The sequence below is a fragment of the Streptomyces sp. 63XJN7_1_ISO-PGPR-S23-121 genome (genome assembly GCF_056173025.1).
This window is the reverse complement of the sequence record NZ_CM149653.1, coordinates 3,737,734-3,759,232: the sequence shown is the minus strand read 5'-3', so window position 1 is coordinate 3,759,232 and position 21,499 is coordinate 3,737,734. Positions and strand designations below refer to the sequence as shown.

General features: G+C 72.9%; 18 protein-coding genes and 1 pseudogene. 11 read left to right on the top strand and 8 right to left on the bottom strand.

Annotated features, from left to right (window positions below):
- The first annotated feature begins 16 nt into the window (after window positions 1-16).
- Window positions 17-733 carry a hypothetical protein gene (locus tag AC0VYN_RS16545; protein ID WP_475536670.1) on the top strand — a complete coding sequence of 239 codons (717 nt, stop codon included), beginning with the start codon at window positions 17-19 and terminating at the stop codon, window positions 731-733.
- Window positions 734-889: 156 nt separating this feature from the next.
- Here the strand turns inward: AC0VYN_RS16545 and AC0VYN_RS16540 are convergent, their stop codons facing one another.
- Complete coding sequence (locus tag AC0VYN_RS16540; RefSeq protein ID WP_475536669.1) at window positions 890-5,116, bottom strand: CHAT domain-containing protein; 4,227 nt, start codon at window positions 5,114-5,116, stop codon at window positions 890-892.
- 117 nt (window positions 5,117-5,233) lie between these two features.
- On the opposite strand from AC0VYN_RS16540, the gene AC0VYN_RS16535 reads away from it, so the two are divergent.
- From AC0VYN_RS16535 to AC0VYN_RS16525, 3 genes are all read left to right on the top strand, one after another.
- Window positions 5,234-5,674, top strand: coding sequence for a hypothetical protein (locus AC0VYN_RS16535; RefSeq protein ID WP_475536668.1), 441 nt, complete (start codon window positions 5,234-5,236; stop codon window positions 5,672-5,674).
- Window positions 5,674-6,582, top strand: a complete 909-nt coding sequence (locus AC0VYN_RS16530; RefSeq protein ID WP_475536667.1) for a hypothetical protein — start codon at window positions 5,674-5,676, stop codon at window positions 6,580-6,582. The genes AC0VYN_RS16535 and AC0VYN_RS16530 overlap by 1 nt, the downstream gene beginning before the upstream one ends.
- 230 nt (window positions 6,583-6,812) lie before the next feature.
- Window positions 6,813-8,390: a serine/threonine-protein kinase gene (locus AC0VYN_RS16525; protein WP_475536666.1), complete on the top strand. Its 1,578-nt coding sequence runs from the start codon at window positions 6,813-6,815 to the stop codon at window positions 8,388-8,390.
- Between the two features lie 174 nt (window positions 8,391-8,564).
- Here the strand turns inward: AC0VYN_RS16525 and AC0VYN_RS16520 are convergent, their stop codons facing one another.
- A complete protein-coding gene (locus AC0VYN_RS16520) occupies window positions 8,565-9,443 on the bottom strand; it encodes an SDR family oxidoreductase (protein ID WP_451628288.1) in 879 nt (292 codons plus the stop codon).
- Window positions 9,444-9,671: 228 nt separating this feature from the next.
- Window positions 9,672-10,589, bottom strand: a complete 918-nt coding sequence (locus tag AC0VYN_RS16515) for a LysR family transcriptional regulator (RefSeq protein WP_475536665.1) — start codon at window positions 10,587-10,589, stop codon at window positions 9,672-9,674.
- Between the two features lie 127 nt (window positions 10,590-10,716).
- Here AC0VYN_RS16515 and AC0VYN_RS16510 point away from each other — a divergent pair, with 127 nt between their 5' ends.
- The 6 genes from AC0VYN_RS16510 to AC0VYN_RS16485 all read left to right on the top strand — a co-directional run bounded on the left by AC0VYN_RS16510 (window position 10,717) and on the right by AC0VYN_RS16485 (window position 16,861).
- Complete coding sequence (locus AC0VYN_RS16510) at window positions 10,717-11,718, top strand: fumarylacetoacetate hydrolase family protein (RefSeq protein WP_475536664.1); 1,002 nt, start codon at window positions 10,717-10,719, stop codon at window positions 11,716-11,718.
- Window positions 11,715-12,677 carry a cyclase family protein gene (locus AC0VYN_RS16505; protein ID WP_475536663.1) on the top strand — a complete coding sequence of 321 codons (963 nt, stop codon included), beginning with the start codon at window positions 11,715-11,717 and terminating at the stop codon, window positions 12,675-12,677. The genes AC0VYN_RS16510 and AC0VYN_RS16505 overlap by 4 nt, the downstream gene beginning before the upstream one ends.
- A gap of 23 nt (window positions 12,678-12,700) precedes the next feature.
- On the top strand, window positions 12,701-13,831 hold the full coding sequence (locus AC0VYN_RS16500; protein ID WP_475536662.1) for an FAD-dependent oxidoreductase: 1,131 nt from the start codon (window positions 12,701-12,703) through the stop codon (window positions 13,829-13,831).
- Window positions 13,828-14,847 (top strand): amidohydrolase family protein, encoded by a 1,020-nt coding sequence (locus tag AC0VYN_RS16495; RefSeq protein ID WP_475536661.1) that lies wholly within the window; start codon window positions 13,828-13,830, stop codon window positions 14,845-14,847. Before AC0VYN_RS16500 ends, AC0VYN_RS16495 begins: the two co-directional genes overlap by 4 nt.
- A 5-nt stretch (window positions 14,848-14,852) precedes the next feature.
- Window positions 14,853-15,785 (top strand): VOC family protein, encoded by a 933-nt coding sequence (locus AC0VYN_RS16490; RefSeq protein WP_475536660.1) that lies wholly within the window; start codon window positions 14,853-14,855, stop codon window positions 15,783-15,785.
- A 104-nt stretch (window positions 15,786-15,889) separates the two neighbouring features.
- Window positions 15,890-16,861, top strand: a complete 972-nt coding sequence (locus AC0VYN_RS16485; protein WP_475536659.1) for a fumarylacetoacetate hydrolase family protein — start codon at window positions 15,890-15,892, stop codon at window positions 16,859-16,861.
- 38 nt (window positions 16,862-16,899) lie between these two features.
- Here AC0VYN_RS16485 and AC0VYN_RS16480 read toward each other — a convergent pair whose 3' ends face one another.
- Window positions 16,900-18,030, bottom strand: coding sequence for a CapA family protein (locus AC0VYN_RS16480; protein WP_475536658.1), 1,131 nt, complete (start codon window positions 18,028-18,030; stop codon window positions 16,900-16,902).
- A 235-nt stretch (window positions 18,031-18,265) separates the two neighbouring features.
- Between AC0VYN_RS16480 and AC0VYN_RS16475 the strand changes: the two genes are divergently transcribed.
- On the top strand, window positions 18,266-18,832 hold the full coding sequence (locus AC0VYN_RS16475) for a hypothetical protein (protein WP_385469764.1): 567 nt from the start codon (window positions 18,266-18,268) through the stop codon (window positions 18,830-18,832).
- A gap of 29 nt (window positions 18,833-18,861) precedes the next feature.
- Here the strand turns inward: AC0VYN_RS16475 and AC0VYN_RS16470 are convergent, their stop codons facing one another.
- From AC0VYN_RS16470 to AC0VYN_RS16455, 4 genes and pseudogenes are all read right to left on the bottom strand, one after another.
- The gene (locus tag AC0VYN_RS16470; protein ID WP_475536657.1) at window positions 18,862-19,818 is read right to left on the bottom strand and encodes an ankyrin repeat domain-containing protein; all 957 of its coding nucleotides are present in this window, start codon (window positions 19,816-19,818) and stop codon (window positions 18,862-18,864) included.
- Complete coding sequence (locus AC0VYN_RS16465; RefSeq protein ID WP_475536898.1) at window positions 19,802-20,482, bottom strand: MEDS domain-containing protein; 681 nt, start codon at window positions 20,480-20,482, stop codon at window positions 19,802-19,804. Before AC0VYN_RS16465 ends, AC0VYN_RS16470 begins: the two co-directional genes overlap by 17 nt.
- Entirely contained in the window at window positions 20,479-21,006 is a 528-nt protein-coding gene (locus AC0VYN_RS16460; RefSeq protein WP_475536656.1) for an STAS domain-containing protein, read from the bottom strand. Before AC0VYN_RS16460 ends, AC0VYN_RS16465 begins: the two co-directional genes overlap by 4 nt.
- Window positions 20,972-21,475, bottom strand: a pseudogene (locus AC0VYN_RS16455) (MEDS domain-containing protein); the annotation flags it as partial. The pseudogene AC0VYN_RS16455 and the gene AC0VYN_RS16460, both read right to left, overlap by 35 nt.
- Window positions 21,476-21,499: the final 24 nt, after the last annotated feature.

Sequence of the window (21,499 nt, the reverse complement as noted above, 5' to 3'; positions counted from 1 at the left end):
GGAGATGATCCCGTGCGTGGCTGAAGAGGCAGGTACAGAAGCGGACGACGCTTGTGCGTGGGCTGAGCGGCTGGGTTGGGCGTTCGGGCTTGTGGCGGAGGATCCGGCTGCGAGGGGTGCAGCGCTCGCCCATCTGACGGAGGCCCAGAGGAAGGTCACGGACGCGCTCGCCCGTTCCAACGAGATGTGGCTGCTGGCGCGGCCCCTGGGAGCGGACGAGCAGTACCGGGAGCCGGCCTTTCTGCAGGCGCGCCAGAGGCATCAGCAGGCCCAGAGGCGTTCGCTGCCTGATGGGGTGTGGGGCGGTCCCGTCGACGGGGATCTGGCGGCGTGGTCGGGGCTGCCCTATGTGTTGCTCTTCCTGGAGTGGGAGGCGAGGTACCCGCTGGAGTGGACGCAGCATGCGAAGGCGTGGGGTACGAAGCAGAGCCTGGTCCGGAAGGTGGCAGCCCGTGCTCGCCAGGAGGAGGAGATCAGGGCGAAGCTCACCGACCTGGTCGAGATCGTCGTCCACCGGGCGTATCGCTGCAAGGATCGCGAATACGTGCGGGTTGCCCGTGCCGTCGACAGCGCTGATCTGCGAGGCAGGCTCGATCGGGCAGCCGATTCGGACAGCCCGTGGGCCCGGTGTCGTGCCGGGTATGTGCTCTGGCTCCTTGACCGCCCTGACCTGCCGAACGCCCGTCGTGTCTGGCGGACCTGGGTGACAAGCGAGGGTGCGGCGTTGCTGTGACCCGGGTGACGGTGCAAGGAAGGTTCAGGTAGCGGTGGGTATTCAGCGACTCCTTCACGGCACCCCAGCGCTACATACTCCGCGGTCGCCCATTCGTCATCGAGAGACGGGGCCGCCGCGGTGGGGGTGAGCCGCTTCTTCACAGCACAATCCCCGTCACACGCCGGTGTGCGTGTGGGCGGCCCACAGCGTCGGCGTGCGGGGGTACTTGGCGCGCAGGGAGCGCACGGCGTGGTGCAGCGCCACGGCCGCGCCGTCGAGGTCGGGCGGGTGGCGGCCGTCCCGGGTGAGGCGGCCGTAGAAGTCGCCGGCGAGTTGCTGGGCGGGCCGGTCGCCGACGGGCCACAGCGTGCCGACGACGTGCGGGTACCCGGCCAGCTGGAAGGCGCCGGAGAGGTGCAGCGCCTCGTCGGTGAACCGGGTGAGCATGGTGGAGCACGCGGACAGGTAGGCGAGCCCGCCGTCCAGCCGCAGCGCGGAGATGTCGGAGACGGTCAGCGGATCCGTCCGGTGGTCGGGCAGCAGCAGCGTCCCCTGCCAGGGGTCGATCCGGGCGGGCCTGTGGTGGCAGGCGAAGTGGACGATCCGGTGGTCCTGGAGGGTGTCGAGCACGGCGGCGCGGGTCGGTTCGGTCAGGACCGTCGCGCCGGGGACCAGCCGGGCCAGCAGGGCGGCCTCGGCGGTGGCGCCCGGGAGGGAACCGGCGCCGGGCGCTTCGGGGACGGCGACGACGGCCGTGCGGACGGCGGATCGGGCCTGCCCGGCGGGACGCGGGCGGGACGCCCGGGCACGGGCGAGGCCCCGGGCGGTGGCGGTGTAGGAGGAGATCACCCGGTCGAGCACGGTGCGCGGGGCGCGCCGGTGCGGCTCCCCGTCGGGGCGAAGGAGGTCCCTGTGGTGCCCGGCGGCGTGCAGCGGCAGGTGGGACAGGTGGCCGACGGGACACCACCACAGTCGCGGCCAGGGTGCACCGGCCGCCGGGGGCGCGGTGTGTCCCAGGGCGGTGAGCACCGGTTCGGCGACGGTGTCCCAGAGCCAGGCCAGGACGTCCAGCACCTCGTCCTGGGCGGCCCGGCGCACCGTGGGGTCCACCGTCGGGTCGACGGACCGGTCGAGGGCTGCCCGCAGCTCCGGGACACGCTCGGCGGCCTCGGCCTCCCGCAGGCCGTGCAGCGGCACCACCGACACCGGCTCCTCGGGATCCCCGGTCAGGACGAGCGCGTCGGACCGCCTGGGCGTGGCGTAGACGTAGACGACCGGGCCCTCGGCCGCCGCCGCGGTGAGGGCGGCGGCCCGTGGCGGCCGGAGGAAGTCGCCGAAGCCGTCCAGTGCGCGGATCCGCCGCAGCACGTCGTGCCACGCCCCCTGCGTCTCCATCCGGACGACGGCCAGGGACTCGGGCGCCACGGGCGAGTCCCCGGCCGAGGGGGCGGGCAGGTCGAGGGACTCCTGACGGCTGCGCAACGCGACGAACCTGTCGGCCAGTTCCGGGGCGGCCGAGCGGAGCCGGTCGAGGTCGGCGCCGACGGCGGCGAGGGGTTCCGCGGTCAGCACGCCCCGCGACTGCTCCAGCAGTTCCACAGCCTGGCGCGGGCGCCCGGCCGACAGAGCGGCGCCGGCGACCGCCGGTGCCACCGCACCGAGGCCGCCGAGCAACTGCCCCCGGTCGCCGCGGTCCAGGGCCCCGCTGCCGAGCCGGGGCAGCAGGCCGACGATCGACTCCGCCGAGGCCAGCGCCTCCACGGAGTCGGACCACGCGGCGAGCAGGCGGTGGGAGGCGACTCGCAGTTCGGGCTCGGCCGACTCGTCCGCGCCCACCGTGCGGGCGGCGGCCAGTGACTCCTCGAGCAGAGGGTGTTCGCCGGTGCGGTCGTACAGCACGTAGAGCACGGCGGCGTGCTGGTTGAGGGCGGCAGCGCGGTCCTGCGGCGCCGTTCCGACGCGTGCGACGACGTCGGCGGAGTGGGAGACGGCCTCGCGCAGCAGGGTGATGTCCTTGTTCCGCAGGTGGGCGAGCAGCAGCGCGCGGGACAGGAGGGCGGTGCCCCACAGGGAGGCGGATCCTTCGTCGTCCTGCTGAGCGGCGGCCTCCCGGCAGCCCTCGATCGTCTCCGCCGCCAGGTCCGCGTCGTCGTCCCAGACACTGCGGAGCACGAGTGCCTCGGCGAGCTGGTGCAGCAGACGGACGCGGTAGGGGTGGTCCCGGGCCAGCGTCTCCAGTCCCTCGCGGCAGGCCTGGACCGCCTCCACGATGTCCTCGTGACGCCCGGCGCGGGCGTAGGACCTCCGCAGCGCGGAGCACAGGTTGCCTAGGAACATCGCCCGGTGGGGGTGGCCGCGGGGGGCGGCCCGGCACGCGTCCCGGCCGGCCGCGACCGCCGCCCCGAGCGGTGCGGAGTCGCCCGTCTGCCACGCCAGTGTCTGCAGGACGAGGCAGAGGCTGTTCAGGTGCAGGGCGTGATACAGGTGAGGGGCCGGCGTGGCGGCGACGGCGGCCCGGGCGGTCCGGGCGGCCTCGCGCAACACCACTGCGGGATCGTCGGCAGGAACGAACAGCAGCGCCAGGGCCAGGTTGTTGAGCACCGTGCCGCGTTCCGGATGGGTGTCCGGCAGGGCGTCGAGGACCTCGCGCAGGACGGTGACCGCCTCCTCGGCCGGTTCCCGCGAACCGGAGTTGCGCGCCAGCGAGGCGAGTGCCATGCCCAGGTTCATCCGCCACTTGTACGCGCTGGCCGGGACACGGCACTCCGCGACGGCGCTGCGGTGACGGTCGATCGCCTCCTCCGCGTACGCCCGGCGGCCGGTGTGCTCGTACGCCCGGACCAGCACCGCGCCGAGGTGCGACTGCGCCGCGGGCCGGTACCGGTGGCCCTCGGGCAACGCGGCGGCGGCCTCGCGGCCGACTGCGATCGCCTCCCGCAGGATGTCGTCCCCGCCCACGATGTCGTGCAGCCGGAACAGGGCGAACACCAGGGTGTTCATCCAGCCGGGGCGTGCCGGGTCGTCCGCGGCCGTGGCGTCGACGGCGGCTCGGGCGGCGTCGGCCGCCTCGACCACCGCCGCGGGGTCACCGGTGCGCTGGAACCGGACGAGCAGCGCCCGACTCAGCCCATTGCGGAACGTCGCGTCCGGGGCGGCGGCCACCGCCTCCCGGGCGAGGGCGACGGCTTCGGCCGCGGCGGCGTCCCCCTCGTCTCCGCCGGGCAGGGCATCGGCCAGCGACTGCAGGCACCAGCCGACCTGGTGCAGACGTCGGACGCGCCCCGACGCGTCGGCGGCTGCGGGAGCGCCGCGGGCGACGGCCACCGCTTCCCGCAGCAGGTCGAGGTCGGGGCCCTGGGCGCCTCGTGTCTCGAGGATCTCGGCGAGGCGCAGGCGTGCAGCCCCGCACTGCGGGTGGCCCTCGGGGGCTGCGGCGGCGGCCTGTCGGCCGGCGGAGAGGGCCTCGTCGAGGAGTGCGCTGTCACCGGTACGCCTGAACTGCGCGGTCAGCAGGGCGGCCAGCAGCGTCAGCCATGCGCCGCGAGACGGGTCGCGGGCGTCGGTGGCGGAGACGGCTTGTCCGAGCAGCGTGATCGCCTCCGCGCCCGCGGCGGCGTCGTCGTGCAGTTCGGCCCATCTGCCGCGCAGCAGCCCGAGGTGCAGGCGGAACCGGGGCAGGTGCGGATGCCCCGGGCGGGTCACCACGACGGCCCGGCGGCAGACGGTGACCGCTTCCTCCAGTGCCGCTGTGTCGCCGTCGCGGTCGAACACCTGGAGCAACCCGAGTCCCAGGTTGCTCAGGAACATCGCGTGCTCGGGGTGCCATGTGGCCCGCGCCGCCTCCCGGGCCGCCCTGACCGCTTCGTCCAGGCTCGCCCCGTCCCCTGTCGCCTCGTGAGTCATGCGCAGGGTGCACCCCAGGTTGTTCAGGGCCATCACCCGGTCGAGCGGCTCGGCCAGTCCCCGCTCCACCGCGAGGCGGAGGAAGGCCGTGGCGCGGTTCAGCGGAACGGTCCGGTCCCGCTCGTGGGCGAGCGCCAGGAGGACACCCAACTCGAAGGCGTCCTCGGCGTCCGTCGTCGCCGCCCGCTCGTCGCCGGCGTACACGGGTGTCAGCTCCGGGGGCACCGCACCGGGATCCACGGCGTGCACCCCGGCCAGGAAACGCACCGCCTGGACCAGGTTCTCCTGGCCGTCCTCGTCGCCGGGCCGGAAGCGCAGCCAGTGGTACCAGCCCAGGACGGCGGCGCTGTCGAGGTCGGGGGCGGGACCCGCGGCCGGGGCGAGCAGCGTGGCCGCTCGCGCGGCACCGGCCGTCCGCAGCGTGCTGTCGTCCCCGGTGTCACGGGCCCGTTCGACCCGGCCTCGCAGCTCGGCGAGCAGTTCGCGCCGGTCGTGCATCGCGTTCCTCTCTGTCCGTGTGCGGGTGATCGCGCAGCGGTACTCTGACAATCCTGCGACACGGAACCGCAGTTGACTGCTGAACGGCACGATTGCGGGACGACGGAGGTGAGGGCCGTGAGGGGTGTGCGGGACAGGCTGGGACGGCTGTGCGACCAGCTCACCCGGCACGGCACGATGGCGGCGGAGATCGACGCCGCCGGCGCCGGGCCGGAACTGGCTGAACTTCTCGGCCTGTTGTCCACGGCCGACACCTCCGGCGACGGTGACCTCGCGGAGCGGCTCGGGGACTTGCTGGACACCATCGAGGAAGCCTGCGCCCGCCACGGCCTGGTCACCCTGGACGTCCGCAGTCCGGCCGATGAACGGCCCGGGGACGGACGTCTGCCTCCGGGGTTCGGCCCGGCCTCGGACGGCACGGCGGCACAGCGCGCGGTGGACGCCTGGGTGTGCCCCTGGAGCCGCTGCGGCCGGGTGGTGTTCCCCGAGGAAGCGGCGACGGCCCCGCCCGCCTGCGCGGCGGGCGACACCCCTCTGCACGCCTTTCCCCCGCGCTGATGTCCGCGTTGCTGACGGGGATCGGTACCCGGATCGCGGAACGCTGGCTGCAGACGGTCGTCCTGGCCGGTCTGCTGTGGGTCGCGACGGCGGTCGTCGCCGTACGGCTCGGCCACGCGCACCCGTTCGACGTCGGACGGCTGTCCGCGTGGTTGGACCAGGTCGCGCGGGAGCGGGCCGGGCGCAGCGCGTCAGCGGTCCTGCTGGCCGTCGCGGCCGCCCTGCTGGCGTCGGGCGCGGCGGGCCTGGCGGCGGGGGCGCTCGGCGGCGCGTTCCAACGGCTGTGGGGTGCGTCGGGGTCCGGGGCGCCTTCCTCCTGGCTCCTGCGGTGGCGGCTGAGCCGTCGGCGGCGACAGGACGAGCGGGCACGGCGCGCCGTCGCACGGTCCGTCACACATCGAGGACGGGGCGGGCGGCTGCTGCTCGCCCACGCCAGTCGTACGGCACGGCGACGCCGGACACGGCGGCCCGGGCGGCCGACCCGGATCGGAGACGTCTTCCTGAAGGCCGCGGACGGGGTAAGGAACCGGTACGGGTTCGAACTGGAACAGGCCTGGCCACGGCTGTGGGCCCTGCTGCCCGAAGCACCCCGAGCCGATGTCGTCGGTGCGCGCCAGGCGTACGACGCCGCCGCACGCCTGGCCGGCTGGGCGCTGCTGTACGCGGCGCTGGCGGTGGTGTGGTGGCCCGGCGCCGCGGTCGGGGCCGCCGTCCTCGCCACGGCCGTCGTCCGGGCCCGGGACGCCGCGGGCCTGCTGGCCACTCGCGTGGAGGCGGCGGTGGACCTGCACCTGAGGGATCTGGCGGAGCGACTGGGCGTGCGGGTCGGTGAGGATGCCTCGCCCCTTGTGCTGGGCCGGGCGGTCGCGGCACACCTCGCGGAGCGAGACGAGCCCGCAGGACCGTGACCCGTCACCGCGGACTCCCCCACCGGGAAACGGGCCGGGCGATGTCCGGCAGGGTGAGGAGGCGGTACTCGGAAACGGTGGTGAACCCCGGCCGACGGTGGACCGGTTCGGCGGCGAGGGCCGCGTACGGCATGCGGCAAAGCCCCAGGTCGGTCGGTCCGCCCAGTCCGCTTGAGCTTCTGCCCGGATCGGCCCTTCGGCCGGTCGGGGATCAGGGGGACGGCAGTTCGATGAGCAGCGGCATCACCGAGGTGTTCCAGCCTCTCCAGGCGGGCGACCCTTCCGTTGTGGCCGGCTACCGGCTGGTGGCCCGGCTCGGCGCGGGGGGCATGGGCCGGGTGTACCTGTCGCACACCCGGGGCGGCCGCCCGGTGGCGATCAAGGTGGTGCGGCCGGAGCTGGCCGACGATCCGGCCTTCCGGCGGCGGTTTCGCCGGGAGGTGGAGGCCGCCCGCCGGGTCAAGGGCGCCTACACCGCGGAACTCGTCGACGCCGACACCGACGGTGCACTCCCCTGGCTCGCCACGCTGTACGTGCCTGGACCGTCCCTCACGGCGGCCGTCGCCCGGCGTGGGCCGCTGCCGGTGTCCGCCGTACTGTGGCTGATGGCCGGCGTGGCCGAGGCGCTTCAGGCGATCCACGGCGTGGGGGTCGTGCACCGGGACCTCAAGCCGTCCAACGTGCTGTTGGCCGCTGACGGGCCACGGGTGATCGACTTCGGTATCTCGTTCGCCGCGGACCTCTCCTCGCACACCGCTACCGGCTCCACTGTCGGCACGCCTCACTTCATGGCCCCCGAGCAGGCGACCGCCGGTGAAGTCTCCCCGGTGACCGACGTCTTCGCACTGGCCCAGACGGCGGCCTTCGCGGCTCTGGGTGAACCGCTGTACGGGGACGGCATGGCGCCGGTCGTGCTGTACCGGATCGTGCACGAGGAACCCGACCTGTCCCGGCTGCCGGAACCGTTGCGCCCGTTGTTCGCCCGGTGCCTGGCGTCTGATCCGCGGGAGCGGGCCACGCCGGCGGAGGTCGTACGGTGGTGCCGCGGTCGGCTGGGCGCGGACGCCGACGCGGGCGCGGGGTCTGCCGTCTGGAACGAGGTCACGGGACCCGAGGCGACCGTTCCGGACCCGGCGCGCACTCCCGTGGCTCCGTCGACCGCGGCCGCGACGCTGTCGCTGAGGCCCGCCCGGCGCCGGGCGCCCGGGCGGCGAACCGCGCTGGTCACAGCCGTGGCCGTGACGGCGGGCGCACTGACGTGGACGGGCCTGACGTGGTTCGGTGGCGACCGGTCCGGCGCCGGCGAGCGGGCCGCGGGCACGCCCACCTCGACACCCGCACAGACGAGGTCCGCACAGTCCACGGCGTCGCCGTCACTCACCTCGCCGGCCGTCGGCGACTCCCCGCGGGCCTCGCAGCCTGCCCCGGACACCCCCCTGGCGACGGAAGCCGTCGTCCTGTCCCCCGTGTGGCTGTACCGGACGAACTCCCTGAGCCTCGACGAACCGATGCTCCGCACCGATCGCGGGGGCGACATCCGCCTCGATTGCGAGGACGACATCGACTGCGCGCTGCACAGCCGTACCAGCCGGTTCGTGCAGTTGTTCAACGGCAAGGCCGCCTCCCCGACGTCTGCCGTCACCTTCTCAGCGGCGCCACCGGCTCCGCATACCGCATGTCGTGGCTCGCGGCGGCCGACGCCGGCACCCAGCTCTGTGTCGGGAACGACTCGGGCGACGTCGCAGCGCTCACGATCCAGGTCAAGCAGACGGCCCTGCAACAGGACGCCTTCCTGCAACTGGGCATGACCGTCTGGAGGAAGGCGGCCTGAGGCGTGCGGCGGCCCGCCCGCGGGATCCACTTCTCGCGCGGTCACCGCCCCAGGACTCGGGCCCTGCCGCGGCGGAGCGAGACGCCAGGCATCCCCGTGGTGCCGCCGGTCCGGCACGGCGGGGATGCCGTCCGGCTGGACGCCGGTGGTCTCAGGGAAGCGGCGTACCGCCCGTCGCGTTGACGATCTCCGCCGTGATGTACGAGGCCTCCTGCGAGGCGAGGAACACGTACGCGGGCGCCATCTCGGCCGGCTGCGCGGGGCGTCCGATCGGCGCCTGCTTGCCGAACTCCGCCGTGTCCGGCAGCGTCGCGGGGATCAGCGGGGTCCACACCGGCCCCGGTGCCACGGCGTTCACGCGGATGCCCCGGTCGATCAGCATCTGCGCGAGCCCTTGCGTGAAGGTGACGATCGCGCTCTTGGTCATCGCGTAGTCCAGCAGGTGCGGGCTGGGTTTGTACGCCTGCACCGAGGCGCTGTTGATGACGCTGCCGCCCTCCGGAATGTGCGGCACGGCATGCTTGGTCACCCAGAACATGCCGTACAGATTGGTGCGCATGACCCGGTCGAACTGCTCGGTGGAGATGGCCTCGATGCCGTCCGGCTGCGACATCTGGTAGGCCGCGTTGTTCACCAGGATGTCGATCCGGCCGAACTCCTCCACCGCCCGGGCGACCAGCGCCCGGCAGTTGTTCTCCTCGCGGATGTCCACCGACAGGGGGACGGCCCTGCGGCCCGCCTGCTCCACCCAGCGCGCGGTTTCCGCCGCCTCGTCCTTCTCGCTGTCGAGATGGGTGAACAGCACGTCGGCGCCCTCGCGTGCGAACGCCACGGCGACGGCCCGCCCGATTCCGGAGTCGCCGCCGGTGATCACGGCCTTGCGGCCGGTCAGTCGCCCGGTGCCGCGGTAGGACTCCTCACCGTGGTCGGGTGGCGGGTCCATCGGCCCGCTCCAGCCGGGATGCGGCTGCTCCTGGGCGGGGAAGTCGGGCTGCGGGTACTGTTCGGCGGGGTGCTGCGGCTCGTTCACGTTTCACTCTTTCTCGCGTTTCTCATGCGCTCACCGCCGGTCGGGGCAACCGGCGCGCCGCTCGCGCTTCGGCCCCGGTACGGGCGTGCCGCCGGAGTACCCGGGAGACGGGAGTGCATGCCGGAGGCGCGGGTGGAGCGAGCTCACCCGCTGCCGTGATTCACGTCGTGGATGGCCACCATCCGTCCCGTGGACGACGTCCGGCGTTCACGGGCGACGGGCCACCACTCACCCCTCGGGCTCGTCGGCCATCCGCCTGCCGACGCGGGCGGCCGTTTCGCGCAGCCAGATGTGGGCCGCGTCGTGCGTGTGCACGGGGTGCCACCACATGGCCTCCTGCAGGGGCACTGCCTCGTACGGCGGCTCCACCACACGAACTCCGGCCAGCGGCGCCAGGAGCCGGGCCAGGCGGGCCTGGACGAGGGCGATGCGCCGGGTACCGGCGACCAGCAGCGGGATGCTCTGGAAGCTGTCCACGGAGACCTCGGCCTGGGGCTCGATCCCCAGCATTCCGAGCTGGCGCACCGCCGGGGCGTCGTAGGTGCGCTGGTAGGTGACCCAGGGCAGCCGGGCCAGATCCTGGCGGGTGAGGCGGTCCTCGACACTCGGATGGTCGTCGGCGACGAGGAAGACCCAGCGGTCCCCGTACAGGTCGGTGGCCGGAAAGCCGCTGATGACCCCGTGCGGCATCAGCAGACCGTCGGACGTGCTGAGCAGCGTGCCCGTGGCATCCACCACCGAGGTCGGGGTCTGCGCGAACCGCAGCCGGATGCCCGGAGCCTCCTGGTGCACGACCCGGGCCAGTTCGGCGCCGAAGACCGCGACGGCGTAGTCGGACGCGATCAGCTTGAACTCCCGCCGCTCCTTGGCGGGATCGAAGTCGGCCTGGCTGGCGAAGAGGCGCTCCAGCACGTCGTACGCCGTGGAGGTGCGGTCCAGGAGGACCTGGCCGAGGGCCGTCAGCTCGTAGTGGCCACCGACCCGGGCGAGCAGGTCGTCGTCGAAGTGGCGGCGCAGGCGGGACAGGGCCGCGCTCATCGCGGGCTGGCTGAGCCCGACCCGTTGCCCGGCACGGGTGACGTTGCGCTCCTCGAGGAGGGCGCGCAGGGCGACGACGAGATTGAGGTCGAGGCGACTGAGATTCACAGCGATTCCCCTAGCTGTCCGGCGACGACCTGCGAGAATCTGCCTGATGGATGATGGTGATCCACGGAATCGATTTCCCTGATCGCGAGTGGCGGGTCCAGATTAGTGCCACCGCAATCAGGAGGACATGTCCGTGAAACCTGAAGCCGCGTCCGCCCTCTTCGCCGGACCCTTCGCCCTGGCCACCCTTTCCGCCCCCGGCAGTCCCGCCTTCCCCGCCCTCGTCACACCCGACGCCCAGGTGATCGACCTGCGGTCCGCCCTGGACGACGCCGGCCTGACCATGCGGGCGGTCCTGGACGACTGGGACGCGGTGCTGCCGCGGCTGACCGCACTGGCCGACGCGGACGACCGCGAGCGCAGGGCGTTGTCGGAGTTCCGGGTGCACGCGCCGGTGGAGCCGCGCCAGGTGTTCCAGTCGGGAGCCAACTACCGGCAGCACGTCATCGATCTGCACGTCGCGCACCGGGCCCCGGGCGATGACCGGCCGGAGGACGAGCGGCGCGCGGAGGCCGCGGAGATCATGGACCGGCGGGCCGCCGAGGACCTGCCGTACGTGTTCATCGGCCTGCCGAGCGCGATCACCGGTCCGTACGACGACGTCGTCCTGCCCGCGTGGGCCGAGAAGCCCGACTGGGAGCTGGAGTTGGCCGCGGTGATCGGCCGCCCCGCCCACCGGGTGTCCGTCGAGGAGGCCCTCGACCACGTCGCCGGATACACGATCGCCAACGACCTGACCGACCGGGCCACCGTCTTCCGCCGGGACATGCCGCAGATCGGCACCGACTGGCTGCGCAGCAAGAACGCCCCGGGCTTCACTCCGCTGGGCCCGTGGATCGTGCCCGCCGCCTCGATCGCGGGCGCGGACGGCCTGCGTCTGACGCTGAGGCTGAACGGCGAGACCATGCAGGACGAGTCGACCAAGGACATGATCTTCGGCGTGGCGCGGATGGTCTCCTACGCCTCGCAGACCGCCCGGCTGCTGCCCGGCGATCTGGTGCTCACAGGCTCCCCGGCCGGCAACGGCATGCACTGGGGCCGGCTGCTGCGCGACGGCGACGTCATGAACGGCTCCATCACCGGACTCGGCGCGCAGCGCACCCGTTGTGTCGCGGAGGTGCTTCGATGACCCTGGACCGCACCGACCCCGCGGGCTCGATCGCCCGGACCGCGAAGGCGTGCTCAAACTGGGGCCGCTGGGGCGAGAACGACGTACTCGGAACCCTCAACTTCCTCGACGACGCCAAGCGCCGCGAGGGTGCGGCACTGGTCCGGCGGGGCGTCAGCTTCTCCCTCTCGCAGCGGTTCGACATGAACGGCCCGCAGAAGGGCTGGCGGCGGCGCACCAACCCGGTGCACACCATGCTGGACACCGGCACCGACGCCGCACTGGGCAACCAGGGCTTTCCGCACGGCATCGGCGGCGCCGACGACGTCATCGCGATGCCGCTGCAGTGCTCCACCCAGTGGGACGGGCTCGGCCACATCTTCGACCACGGCAAGGCGTGGAACGGGCGCCCGGCGGAGAAGGTCGTCACCTCCGACGGCGATCTGGTCACCGGAATCGAGCACATGGCCCCGCACGTCGCCGGACGCGGAGTGCTCCTGGACGTCGGCCGCGCGGTCGGCGACGACGGTGAGCTGCCGGACGGTTTCGCGATCACTGAGGAGCATTTGACGGCGACTGCCGAGGCGCAGGGCGTGACCGTGGGGCGCGGCGACATCGTGCTGGTGCGCACCGGGCAACTGGCCCGGGTGCGCCGCGACGGCTGGGGCGACTACGCGGGCGGGCCCGCGCCCGGGTTGTCGTTCACCACGGCGGGCTGGCTGCACGGCACGGAGATCGCCGCGATCGCCACCGACACCTGGGGTTTCGAGGTCCGCCCGAACGAGTTCGAGCACGCGTTTCAGCCGCTGCACCAGGTCGCCATCCCCCATGTCGGCCTGCTGATCGGCGAGATGTGGGACGTGGAGGCTCTCGCCGAGGACTGCGCGGTCGACGGCCGGTACGACTTCTGGCTCACCGCGGCGCCGCTGCCCATCACCGGCGCGGTCGGCTCGCCCGTCAACCCGATCGCGGTCAAGTAGACCGAGGAACGAAGGAGTTCTTCATGACCCAGCCCCGTGCGGTTCTGGTCGTCGGGGGCGGCGCGGCCGGCAACGCCGTGACGATCCTGCTGCGCCGCGCCGGTCTCACCGTGGACCTGATCGAGGCCAGGCACGACTGGAACGCCACCGCCGGCTCCGGCATCACCCTGCAGGGCAACGCCCTGCGCGTGCTGCGTGAACTCGGCGTGTGGGAGCAGGTGGAGGCGTCCGGTTCCGCTTTCGGCTCGGTCGGCATCACCGCTCCCGACGGCACCGTCCTGCACGTCCAGGACGACCTGCGCACCGGCGGCGACGACCTCCCCGCCACCGTCGGTATGCAGCGCCCCCGCCTCCAGCGGATCCTGATCGAGGCCGTCCGGGCGAGCGGCGCGACCGTGCGTCTCGGCACCACCGCCGAGATCCTGCTCCAGGACGCCGAGGGTGTCTCCGTACGCCTCAGCGACGGCACCGAACACCGCTACGACCTGGTGATCGCCGCCGACGGCCTCGGCTCCCGCACCCGCGCCGCGATCGGCATCACCGACAAGCCGGAACCGACCGGCATGGCGATCTGGCGCGTCGAGGCCCCGCGGCCGGCCGGAGTGGTCCGCACCGACCTCGCCTACGGCGGCCCGGCCTACATCGCCGGCTACTGCCCCACCAGCGAGACGACCCTGTACGCGTACGTCGTCGAGGCCAACCGCGACCGCGCCTTCATACCCGCCGAGTCGTACGCCGACGAGATGCGCCGCCTCACCCGGCGCTACGGGGGGTTCTGGCCCGAGATCACCGCGCACATCACCGACCCGGCGAAGGTCAACTACACCTGGTTCGACCGCATGCTGGTCGTGGGTGCCTGGCACCGCGGCCGGGTCGTGCTGGCCGGCGACGCGGCGCACTGCTGCCCGCCGACCCTCGCGCAGGGCGCCGCCCTCTCCCTGGAGGACGCCTGGGTGCTTGCCCGGATGCTGACCGGGTCCGACGACTGGGACGACGCACTGTTCCAGGCGTACTACGAGCGGCGGATCACCCGCGTCCGCCCGGTCGTCGAGGCTTCCGTGCAGATCGGGCAGTGGCAGCTCAACGGGGTGCGCGACGCCGACGTGCCCGGTCTGATGGCCCGCACCATGACCATGCTCCGGGAGCTGCCGTGACCGCGCGGGAGCTCGGGCCGGCCGCGCCCACCGTCGACGTGCACGCGCACGTCCTGCTCCCCGGGATCGAGGCTCTGGTCTCCGACCGGCCCGGGTTCACCGAGGCCAAGGCTCTGGACGCCCGCCGCAACGGCTCGGCCGCACTCGCGGTCAGCGGACCCATGGTCCGCGAGCGCGTCCCCCGCCTGACCGACGTGACCGTGCGACTGGCGGCGATGGACGCCCAGGGCGTGGACGTCCAACTGGTCAGTCCTTCGCCGTCGCACTACCACTACTGGGCCGACGAGCCGACCGCGGAGAAGGTCTGCCGGCTGGCCAACGAGGCCACCGCCGCGCACTGCGCGGCCGCCCCCGACCGGCTGCACGGACTGGGCCTGGTCCCGCTCCAGCACCCCGCGCTCGCGGTCGACGCACTCGACCACGCCCTCGCGCAGGGCCTGCTCGGCGTGGAGATCTCCAGCCACGCCCCCGGACGCGAACTCTCCGACCCGGCCTACGAACCCCTGTGGACCCGGGCCGAGGAGACCGGCGCCCTGCTCTTCCTGCACCCCTTCGGCTGCACCCTCGACGAGCGCCTCGACCGGTGGTACCTGTCCAACACCGTCGGCCAGCCCACCGAGAACGCCGTCGCCCTCTCGCACCTGATCTTCTCCGGGGTCCTGGACCGGCACCCCGCGCTGAGACTGATCGCCGCGCACGGCGGCGGCTACCTGCCCACCCACATCGGCCGCTCCGACCACGCCTGGTCGGCCCGCTCCGACGCGGGCGCCGGCTGCGCGCACCTGCCCAGCAGCTACCTGCGACGGCTGTACTTCGACTCGCTCGTCCACGACCCGCACGTCCTGCGCGAACTGGTCCGCGTCGCCGGCGCGGACCGCGTCCTGCTCGGCTCGGACTTCCCCTTCGACATGGGCACCGAGGACCCGGTCGCCGCCCTGCGCGCCGCACGGCTGCCCGACCGCGACTTCCACGCCGTACGAGGCGGCAACGCCGCCGCCCTCCTCCGGAAGGACTGAACGCCATGCGTCTGCTCACCCACCTGCGGCACGTCGACCTCGCCGTGCCCGACTACGACAGGCAACTCGACTTCTACTCCGGCGTCTGGGGCCTGACCAAGGTCGCCGAGGACTCCGGCATCTCCTTCCTCGCCGCCGAGGGCTCCCCGGAACAGTACGTCGTACGGCTACGCAAGGCCGACGACAAGCGACTCGACCTCGTCTCCTACGGTGCCGCGTCCGCGGCCGACGTGGACACCCTCGCCGAGCGGCTCCTCGCGGGCGGAGTACAGCTGGTCTCCCGGCCCGGCAAGGTCGACACCCCTGGCGGCGGGTACGGCTTCCGCTTCTTCGACGTCGACGGCCGCACCATCGAGGTCTCCTCCGATGTCGACGTCCGACGGCACCGCAGGATCGAGGAGAAGGAGTCCATCCCGGTCAAGCTGAGCCATGTCGTCCTCAACTCCCCCGACCTGAACCGCACCCGCGAGTGGTACGAGCGCCATCTCGGCTTCTTGCTGTCGGACACGCTCAGCTCGCCGTACATGGGCGAGGTCATGCACTTCATGCGGATCAGCAACCAGCACCACTCGATGGCGATCGCGCAGGGCCCGCACACCTCGCTGCACCACGTCTCCTTCGAGATGCGCGGCATCGACGAGTACATGCGCGGCTCCGGCCGGGTCATCCGCGCGGGCTTCAAGAAGATCTGGGGCCCCGGCCGGCACATGGCCGGCGACAACACGTTCACGTACTTCCTGGACCCGCACGGCAACACCGTCGAGTACACCACCGAGCTGGAGTGCCTCGACGAGGACACCTGGCACCCGCACGTCTACGACTTCTCCCGGCCCGAGGTCACCGACCAGTGGGGCACCGCCAACCCCATGAACGAACTCGTCGCCAAGGAGTCCTTCAACGACCCCGACCGCGGCGTCTTCGTCGCCCCGCCGGTCTGATTCCGCGCCCGGCCCCCGGGGACGCGACGGCGGCGTCCACGCCCGACTCCCCCGTCGCGTCCCCGGTCCGCTCCCGCCCCTTCCTCTCCGTCAGGAGCGACACCATGCGTTTCGCCGCTTACGAACAACGCCACCGCCGGCGTGTGGCCGTCGTGGAGGAGGACGGCACCCTCTTCCCGCTGCCGGGCGTCTCCTCCCTGTCCGCGCTGCTCATCGAGACGGACGGCCTGCCCGGACTGCTGGCCGCGGGCCGGCAGGCACTCGACGTCCCGCCCGGCCCGCACGTCTCCCGGGTGCGGCTGCTCCCCCCGCTCCAGCCCGCCTCCGTACGGGACTTCGTCACCTTCGAGGAGCACGTCGAAGGCGTACGCCGCTCCGTCGACGGCGCGGCCGGTGTGCCCGAGCAGTGGTACGCGGCGCCGACCTTCTACTTCACCAACCCGCACGCCGTCTACGGCGACCGGGACGACATACCCGTGCCGCCCGGCTCGGCCGTCCTCGACTTCGAACTCGAGGTGGGTGCCGTCATCGGCCGCGAGGGCCGCGACCTCACCCCCGAACAGGCCCGCGACCACATCGTCGGCTACACCGTCTTCAACGACTGGTCCGCGCGCGACCTGCAGTCGGCGGAGATGAAGGTCGGCCTCGGCCCCTGCAAGGGCAAGGACACGGCCACCACCCTCGGTCCCTACCTGGTCACCGCCGACGAACTGGAACCGTACCGGGACGCCGACGGCTTCCTGCGACTGGCCCTGACCGCCGAGATCAACGGCCGGGTCGTCGGCGAGGACCTGCTGTCCAACATGAGCTGGACCTTCGAGGAGATGACCGCCTACGCCTCCCGCGGCACCCGTGTCGTACCGGGTGACGTCCTCGGCTCGGGCACCTGCGGCAACGGCGGCTGCCTCGCCGAGCTGTGGGGCCTGCGCGGGGAGCAGGTCCCTCCACCGCTGAAGCCGGGCGACTCGGTCGCCCTCACGGTCGAGGGCATCGGCACCCTGACCAACTCCGTGGTCCCCGGTCCGGCGCCCGTCCCCCTGGCCGCCGGCCGGCGCCGCACCCGGGAACGGCCGTAGGGGCGGGCACCCGAAGAGGCTGCTCGGCACGCCTCACGTCATGTGCGCCGCCCGGCACGCAGAGGACGCACGGTGAGCGTGCCGTCGGGCCCGTCGTCGACGCGGGTGCCGAACACTCGGCTGTTCCTGTCGAGGACGGCGCACAGCCACTCGGTGTCCTCGGCCGAGGCGTGTTCCAGCCGCATCCTGCGCGCCTTCAAGGGGACCGTCCGCGCGTCGACCAGCCGGCCGGTGTCCGCCTCCACCGACACCAGGTACAGCACCCGCAGGTCGTCCCGGTAGCTCTCGTAGCCGCCGATGCCCTCGTAGTCGTTGACGAGGTCGCCGCAGCCGTAGAGGACGAGCCTGTCCCGGTACACATCCACTGGGCGCGGGTGGTGCGAGGAATGTCCGTGCACGACGTCCACGCCCGCGTCGACGAGCGCGTGAGCGAAGCGGACCTCGGAGCGGGAGACGCCGTAGCCCCAGTTGGGGCCCCAGTGGACCGAGGCGACGGCGATGTCACCCGGCCGTCGGACCTGCCGCAGACGGTCGGCGAAAGCGGAAGCGGCGGCTGCCGAGGGCTCCGCGACGACGTCGACACCGGGCCGCTGCTCGGTGGCGGCCCAGTCCTTCGGGATCCCGCTGGACGGCATCCCGAAGGAGAAGACCAGCACTCGTCCGACGACGCCCAGGGGCAGGATCGCCGGCCGCCTCGCACGTACCTCGTCCGGGCCCGCCCCCGCCGTCCGCAGCTCTGCTTCCGCCAGGGCGTCGAGCGTCTCGTGCAGGCCGCGCGGGCCGAAGTCGAGCACGTGGTTGTTGGCGAGCGCGCAGACGTCCGGCCGGGCCGCGGCCAGGCACGGCAGATTGGCCGGGCTCATCCGGTAGTGGACACCCTTGCCGGGCATGAAGTCACCGTCGCCCGTGACGGACGTCTCCAGATTGACCAGCCGCATGTCCGGCGCCGCCTCGTCCAGGACCGCCAGCGCCTCGCCCCACGGCCAGCGGAAGCCGACCGGCCGGGGGATCGGCCCGTTCGCCGCCTCGGCCAGGCCGACGTAGTCCCTGGCGTCGCGGATGCAGGTCTCCCGCAGCGCCGGGTCGCCGGGGTGCGGGAGGATCTGATCGACGCCCCGGCCGAGCATCACGTCCCCGCCGAGGGACAGCATGACCACGCCCTCGTACACCCTTCCACGCTAGAGCCGTCGCGAGCGATGCGCGAAGGATCCGCGAGACTGGGGCCAGGCGGCTGCGTGAGCAGCGTCCTCCGACGGGGGGACGCTCACCGTGGGAGGGGTCGCCTGCCCCGCTGCGCAGGCTCGTACGGGCTAACCGCGATCGCGGTAGGGGCAGGTCGAGGTGAGGGTGGAGGGGACCGGCGTTCTGCCGGGGCGTGATCCACTGGCAGAAGGAGCACTGTCAATGTCCGGACGTAACACTGTCATCCGCAGCCTTCACGACGTCGGCCTGGCGGCATGGTTCGGGGGCTCCCTGATGGGCGCGATCGGCCTGAACGGGGCGGCCGAGAACGAGGGCTCCACCGTCGCCGCCCGGGCCCGGATCGCCTCGGTGGGATGGGCGAAGTGGGTTCCGGTCAACGCCGCGGCGATCGGTGCGCACCTGTTCGGCGGCGGCGGACTGCTCGTCTCCAACGCCCATCGGGTCACCGCCCAGAAGGGCGTGGCCGCCTCCACCACGGCCAAGACGGTCGTCACCGCGGCAGCCCTGGCCGCCACCGCGTACGCCCGTGTCGTCGGCAAGAAGGTCGAACTTGCCTCCTCCGCCGCCCCCGAGGACGCCGAGAAGGCCGCGCGCCACCCCATCGACCTCGGCAAGGCCCGGCGTCACCTGGCCTGCGCGCAGTGGACCGTACCGGCTCTGACCGGGTGCCTTGTAGTACTCAACGCCCTCCACGGCGAGCAGCAGCGCCCCCTGGCTCAGCTGCACGGCATGTGGGACCACGCCCGCTCCGTGACGCGGTTCCCGTAGGCGAGCACCCCGGCCCTGGTCCGTCCGCGTCAGTGACTCCAGTAGTCGCGCTGTGGCAGTTCGACCCAGACATCGGGAGGGCCGACCACGGCACGCGCGTCGGTCGGACTCAGTCCCGCGAAGGCGCAGGAGTAGGCCACGGCGTTGTACCGGTAGAGGTACGAGGCGAGGACTTCCTCGGGGGTGTCCTTCTCGTACGGTCCCCCGCCCGGGTGCAGGTCCCAGCCCTCGACGGTTCCGTGCCGGGCGATGCTGCCCTGGTTGCCGCTCTTGGGATTGGCGTACAAGCCGTAGCAGACAGTGCCGGCGGACAGGCGGGTCAGCACGCCCGGCATCTGCGGCGCGTATCCCCAGGGCTGCGTCACGACGCAACCGCCCGGCACCGACGTCACACCGATGATGCCCAGGCTCTCGTCCATGTCGTACTCGTACGGGTCTTCCAGCAGCTCGTCGACGACTTCCTCGTCCGCCGGCGCCGCCTCCAGACGGCGCACCGCCTCGGCCGCGTCGATCCCGGCCACGCAGGCCAGTCCGGTGCCGTCGTAGTGGAACGTGCCCAGCGCCGTGGTGAGCCGATGGGCCTCCTCCGCTGCCTCACGCTCCGTGTCGGTCAGGCACACCCCCTCCGGTACCGGGAAGAGGTCCGGTGTCGGGCCGGCCAGGCTCAGCCGTCCCGGTGACCAGCCGCCGACCGACGGCCGCCACGGATCGGCCCCGGCGGAGGCGAGGGCTAGCGCGTTTTCCGGCTTCCCGGACACGACGGCCTCCCACAGGGCCGTCACCCCGTTCTCCAGTGCGTCCACGTCCGCGACCCGGCCAGCCAGCTCCGCGACGACCTCCGGGGACCCGAACACCGCTGCACGGTGCAGCGGCCGGCCCCCGCTCCAGCGATGCGGATCGGCGCCTTCGTCGAGACGGCGGCGAACGTCGGCCGCATCCGTCCAGCCCCATCCCATGCCGGCCCAGCCGTCACTTTCCGCCGCCATCGAACCCCTCCAGCGTGTCGCCCGCCCTTCGCGCTCCACGCTCGCACACGGGTCTGACAGCAGGACCACCACCTATGGCGCAGGGGCCGTCGCGCCCTCCGTGACCCGAAGGGGCGCACCCGGTACCGGGTGCGCCCCTTCGCCGCTCTCCTCGGTCAGCCCGCGTCTCGGGGTGTGTGCGGCGGGCGTCGGCCACGACGCCGTCGGGCAGGATCCGGGTGTCGTACGGGCAGACGACCCAGGCCGGACGGCCGGCGAAGGCGATGTTGACCGCGGCCTCGTAGCGGGTCCATTCGGCCGTTTCAAGCGCGTCCCTGCCGGCCCACACCGGCTCGCCGAGGATGCGCACCCGCGGGTGTCCTCCGCGTGCCGTACGCCGGTCGACGTAGCGGTGGTAGGCGCCCAGCGTGCGGCCGGGGGTCCGGTACCACTCGGCGGCGTCGACGAGGTCGACCTGCTCGGCGGCGGGGCCCAGGGCTCGGCGCAGCAGGTCCGTGTTGGCCGGTGTGGTCACGGCCGGCACGGCGTCACCTCGTGCGAGGCCGTCCAGGCAGAAGGGCACCGTCGTGGCGAGGAACGTTTCGTCGTCGCCGTAGATCAGCGCCTGGTGGGTGAGGCGGTCGTTCCCCGGGGCCGGTGGAGGTATGTGGAGCGGATCCGTCACGCGGTGGCCTTCCCCGGGCTGACGACGAGGGCCGAGGTCTCGTCGAAGCCGACCATGCCGATCACCTGGCAGAGCAGGGGTGCGAGCTTCACCACGTGCAGCCGCCGGCCGGGCTCGAGTCCCGCCGCGCACCGGGCCAGGGCCCGGACACGGGCGAGGTCGATGAACTCCATGTCCGTCGTGTCCACCCGGACGTCCCCCGGCCAGGCGAGCGCCGTCTTCAGGGCGGCGGCGAGGACCCGCGTGGTGCGGTGGTCGACGCTGCCGACGACACGGAGGGTGCGGTGTCCTTCGTGGAAGGACGGGATCAGCCGGAGGGCGCCGTCCTCGTGGAGTGGCGGTTCCTCGACGGCTCCGGGGTGGCAGCGGTCGAAGGCGTCGAGCTGCTCGGGGGTGAACCGGCGGGCGTCGTACTGGCAGACGGCGGACGCCTTCTGCCCCGCGAACACGGCGTTGACCTCGGTCTCGTAAGGTGGAGAGCCGGTCGGCGCCCGGGACGTCGCGCAGCGCCCATCCCATCTCACCGCTCACCCGGAATCCGGTGTAGCCGGCCGCCAGCGAGTCCCTGACCTCCTGCCGCAGAGCGGTGACCATGTCGTCGGCGTCGAAGGTGCCGCTCGCCAGGTAGCTCTCGTCGGCCGTCGTCACCACGAGCCGGCCCTTCCTCAGCGCCGGCCCGGTGCTGATTTTGGCCGCGCTCAGCCAGCCGAGGACGCTCTCCGGAGCGCACTGGTCGGCGAAGTACACGACCCGCTCACCGCGCTCCAGGCCGTCGGCCAGATAGGCGGTGACGACCCGTCGCTGTTCGTCGTCGTCGGCGAACGCCGGACACAGGTGATCACCGTGGTCGATGTCCCGGACCCGCGTTCCGTACGCTCGTGTGCGAGCACTGCGGTCTTCAGCCCCTCCCCGCCGCCCCGACCGACCGGGCTCCCCCGAACCCTCGCAGCCGGACTGTTGTACCGCGCAGTCCGGTCCGAGCCGCTCCGACACGCCGCTTACCGGCCGCACGGGCGG

Bases quoted from the DNA above. Each gene is read 5' to 3' on its own strand.
- AC0VYN_RS16470 (WP_475536657.1), bottom strand. From the start codon at position 19,818: ATGGCGGCGGAAAGTGACGGCTGGGCCGGCATGGGATGGGGCTGGACG.
- AC0VYN_RS16540 (WP_475536669.1), bottom strand. From the start codon at position 5,116: ATGCACGACCGGCGCGAACTGCTCGCCGAGCTGCGAGGCCGGGTCGAA.
- AC0VYN_RS16485 (WP_475536659.1), top strand. From the start codon at position 15,890: ATGCGTTTCGCCGCTTACGAACAACGCCACCGCCGGCGTGTGGCCGTC.
- AC0VYN_RS16530 (WP_475536667.1), top strand. From the start codon at position 5,674: ATGTCCGCGTTGCTGACGGGGATCGGTACCCGGATCGCGGAACGCTGG.
- AC0VYN_RS16525 (WP_475536666.1), top strand. From the start codon at position 6,813: ATGAGCAGCGGCATCACCGAGGTGTTCCAGCCTCTCCAGGCGGGCGAC.
- AC0VYN_RS16510 (WP_475536664.1), top strand. From the start codon at position 10,717: ATGTCCGTGAAACCTGAAGCCGCGTCCGCCCTCTTCGCCGGACCCTTC.
- AC0VYN_RS16490 (WP_475536660.1), top strand. From the start codon at position 14,853: ATGCGTCTGCTCACCCACCTGCGGCACGTCGACCTCGCCGTGCCCGAC.
- AC0VYN_RS16505 (WP_475536663.1), top strand. From the start codon at position 11,715: ATGACCCTGGACCGCACCGACCCCGCGGGCTCGATCGCCCGGACCGCG.
- AC0VYN_RS16475 (WP_385469764.1), top strand. From the start codon at position 18,266: ATGTCCGGACGTAACACTGTCATCCGCAGCCTTCACGACGTCGGCCTG.
- AC0VYN_RS16500 (WP_475536662.1), top strand. From the start codon at position 12,701: ATGACCCAGCCCCGTGCGGTTCTGGTCGTCGGGGGCGGCGCGGCCGGC.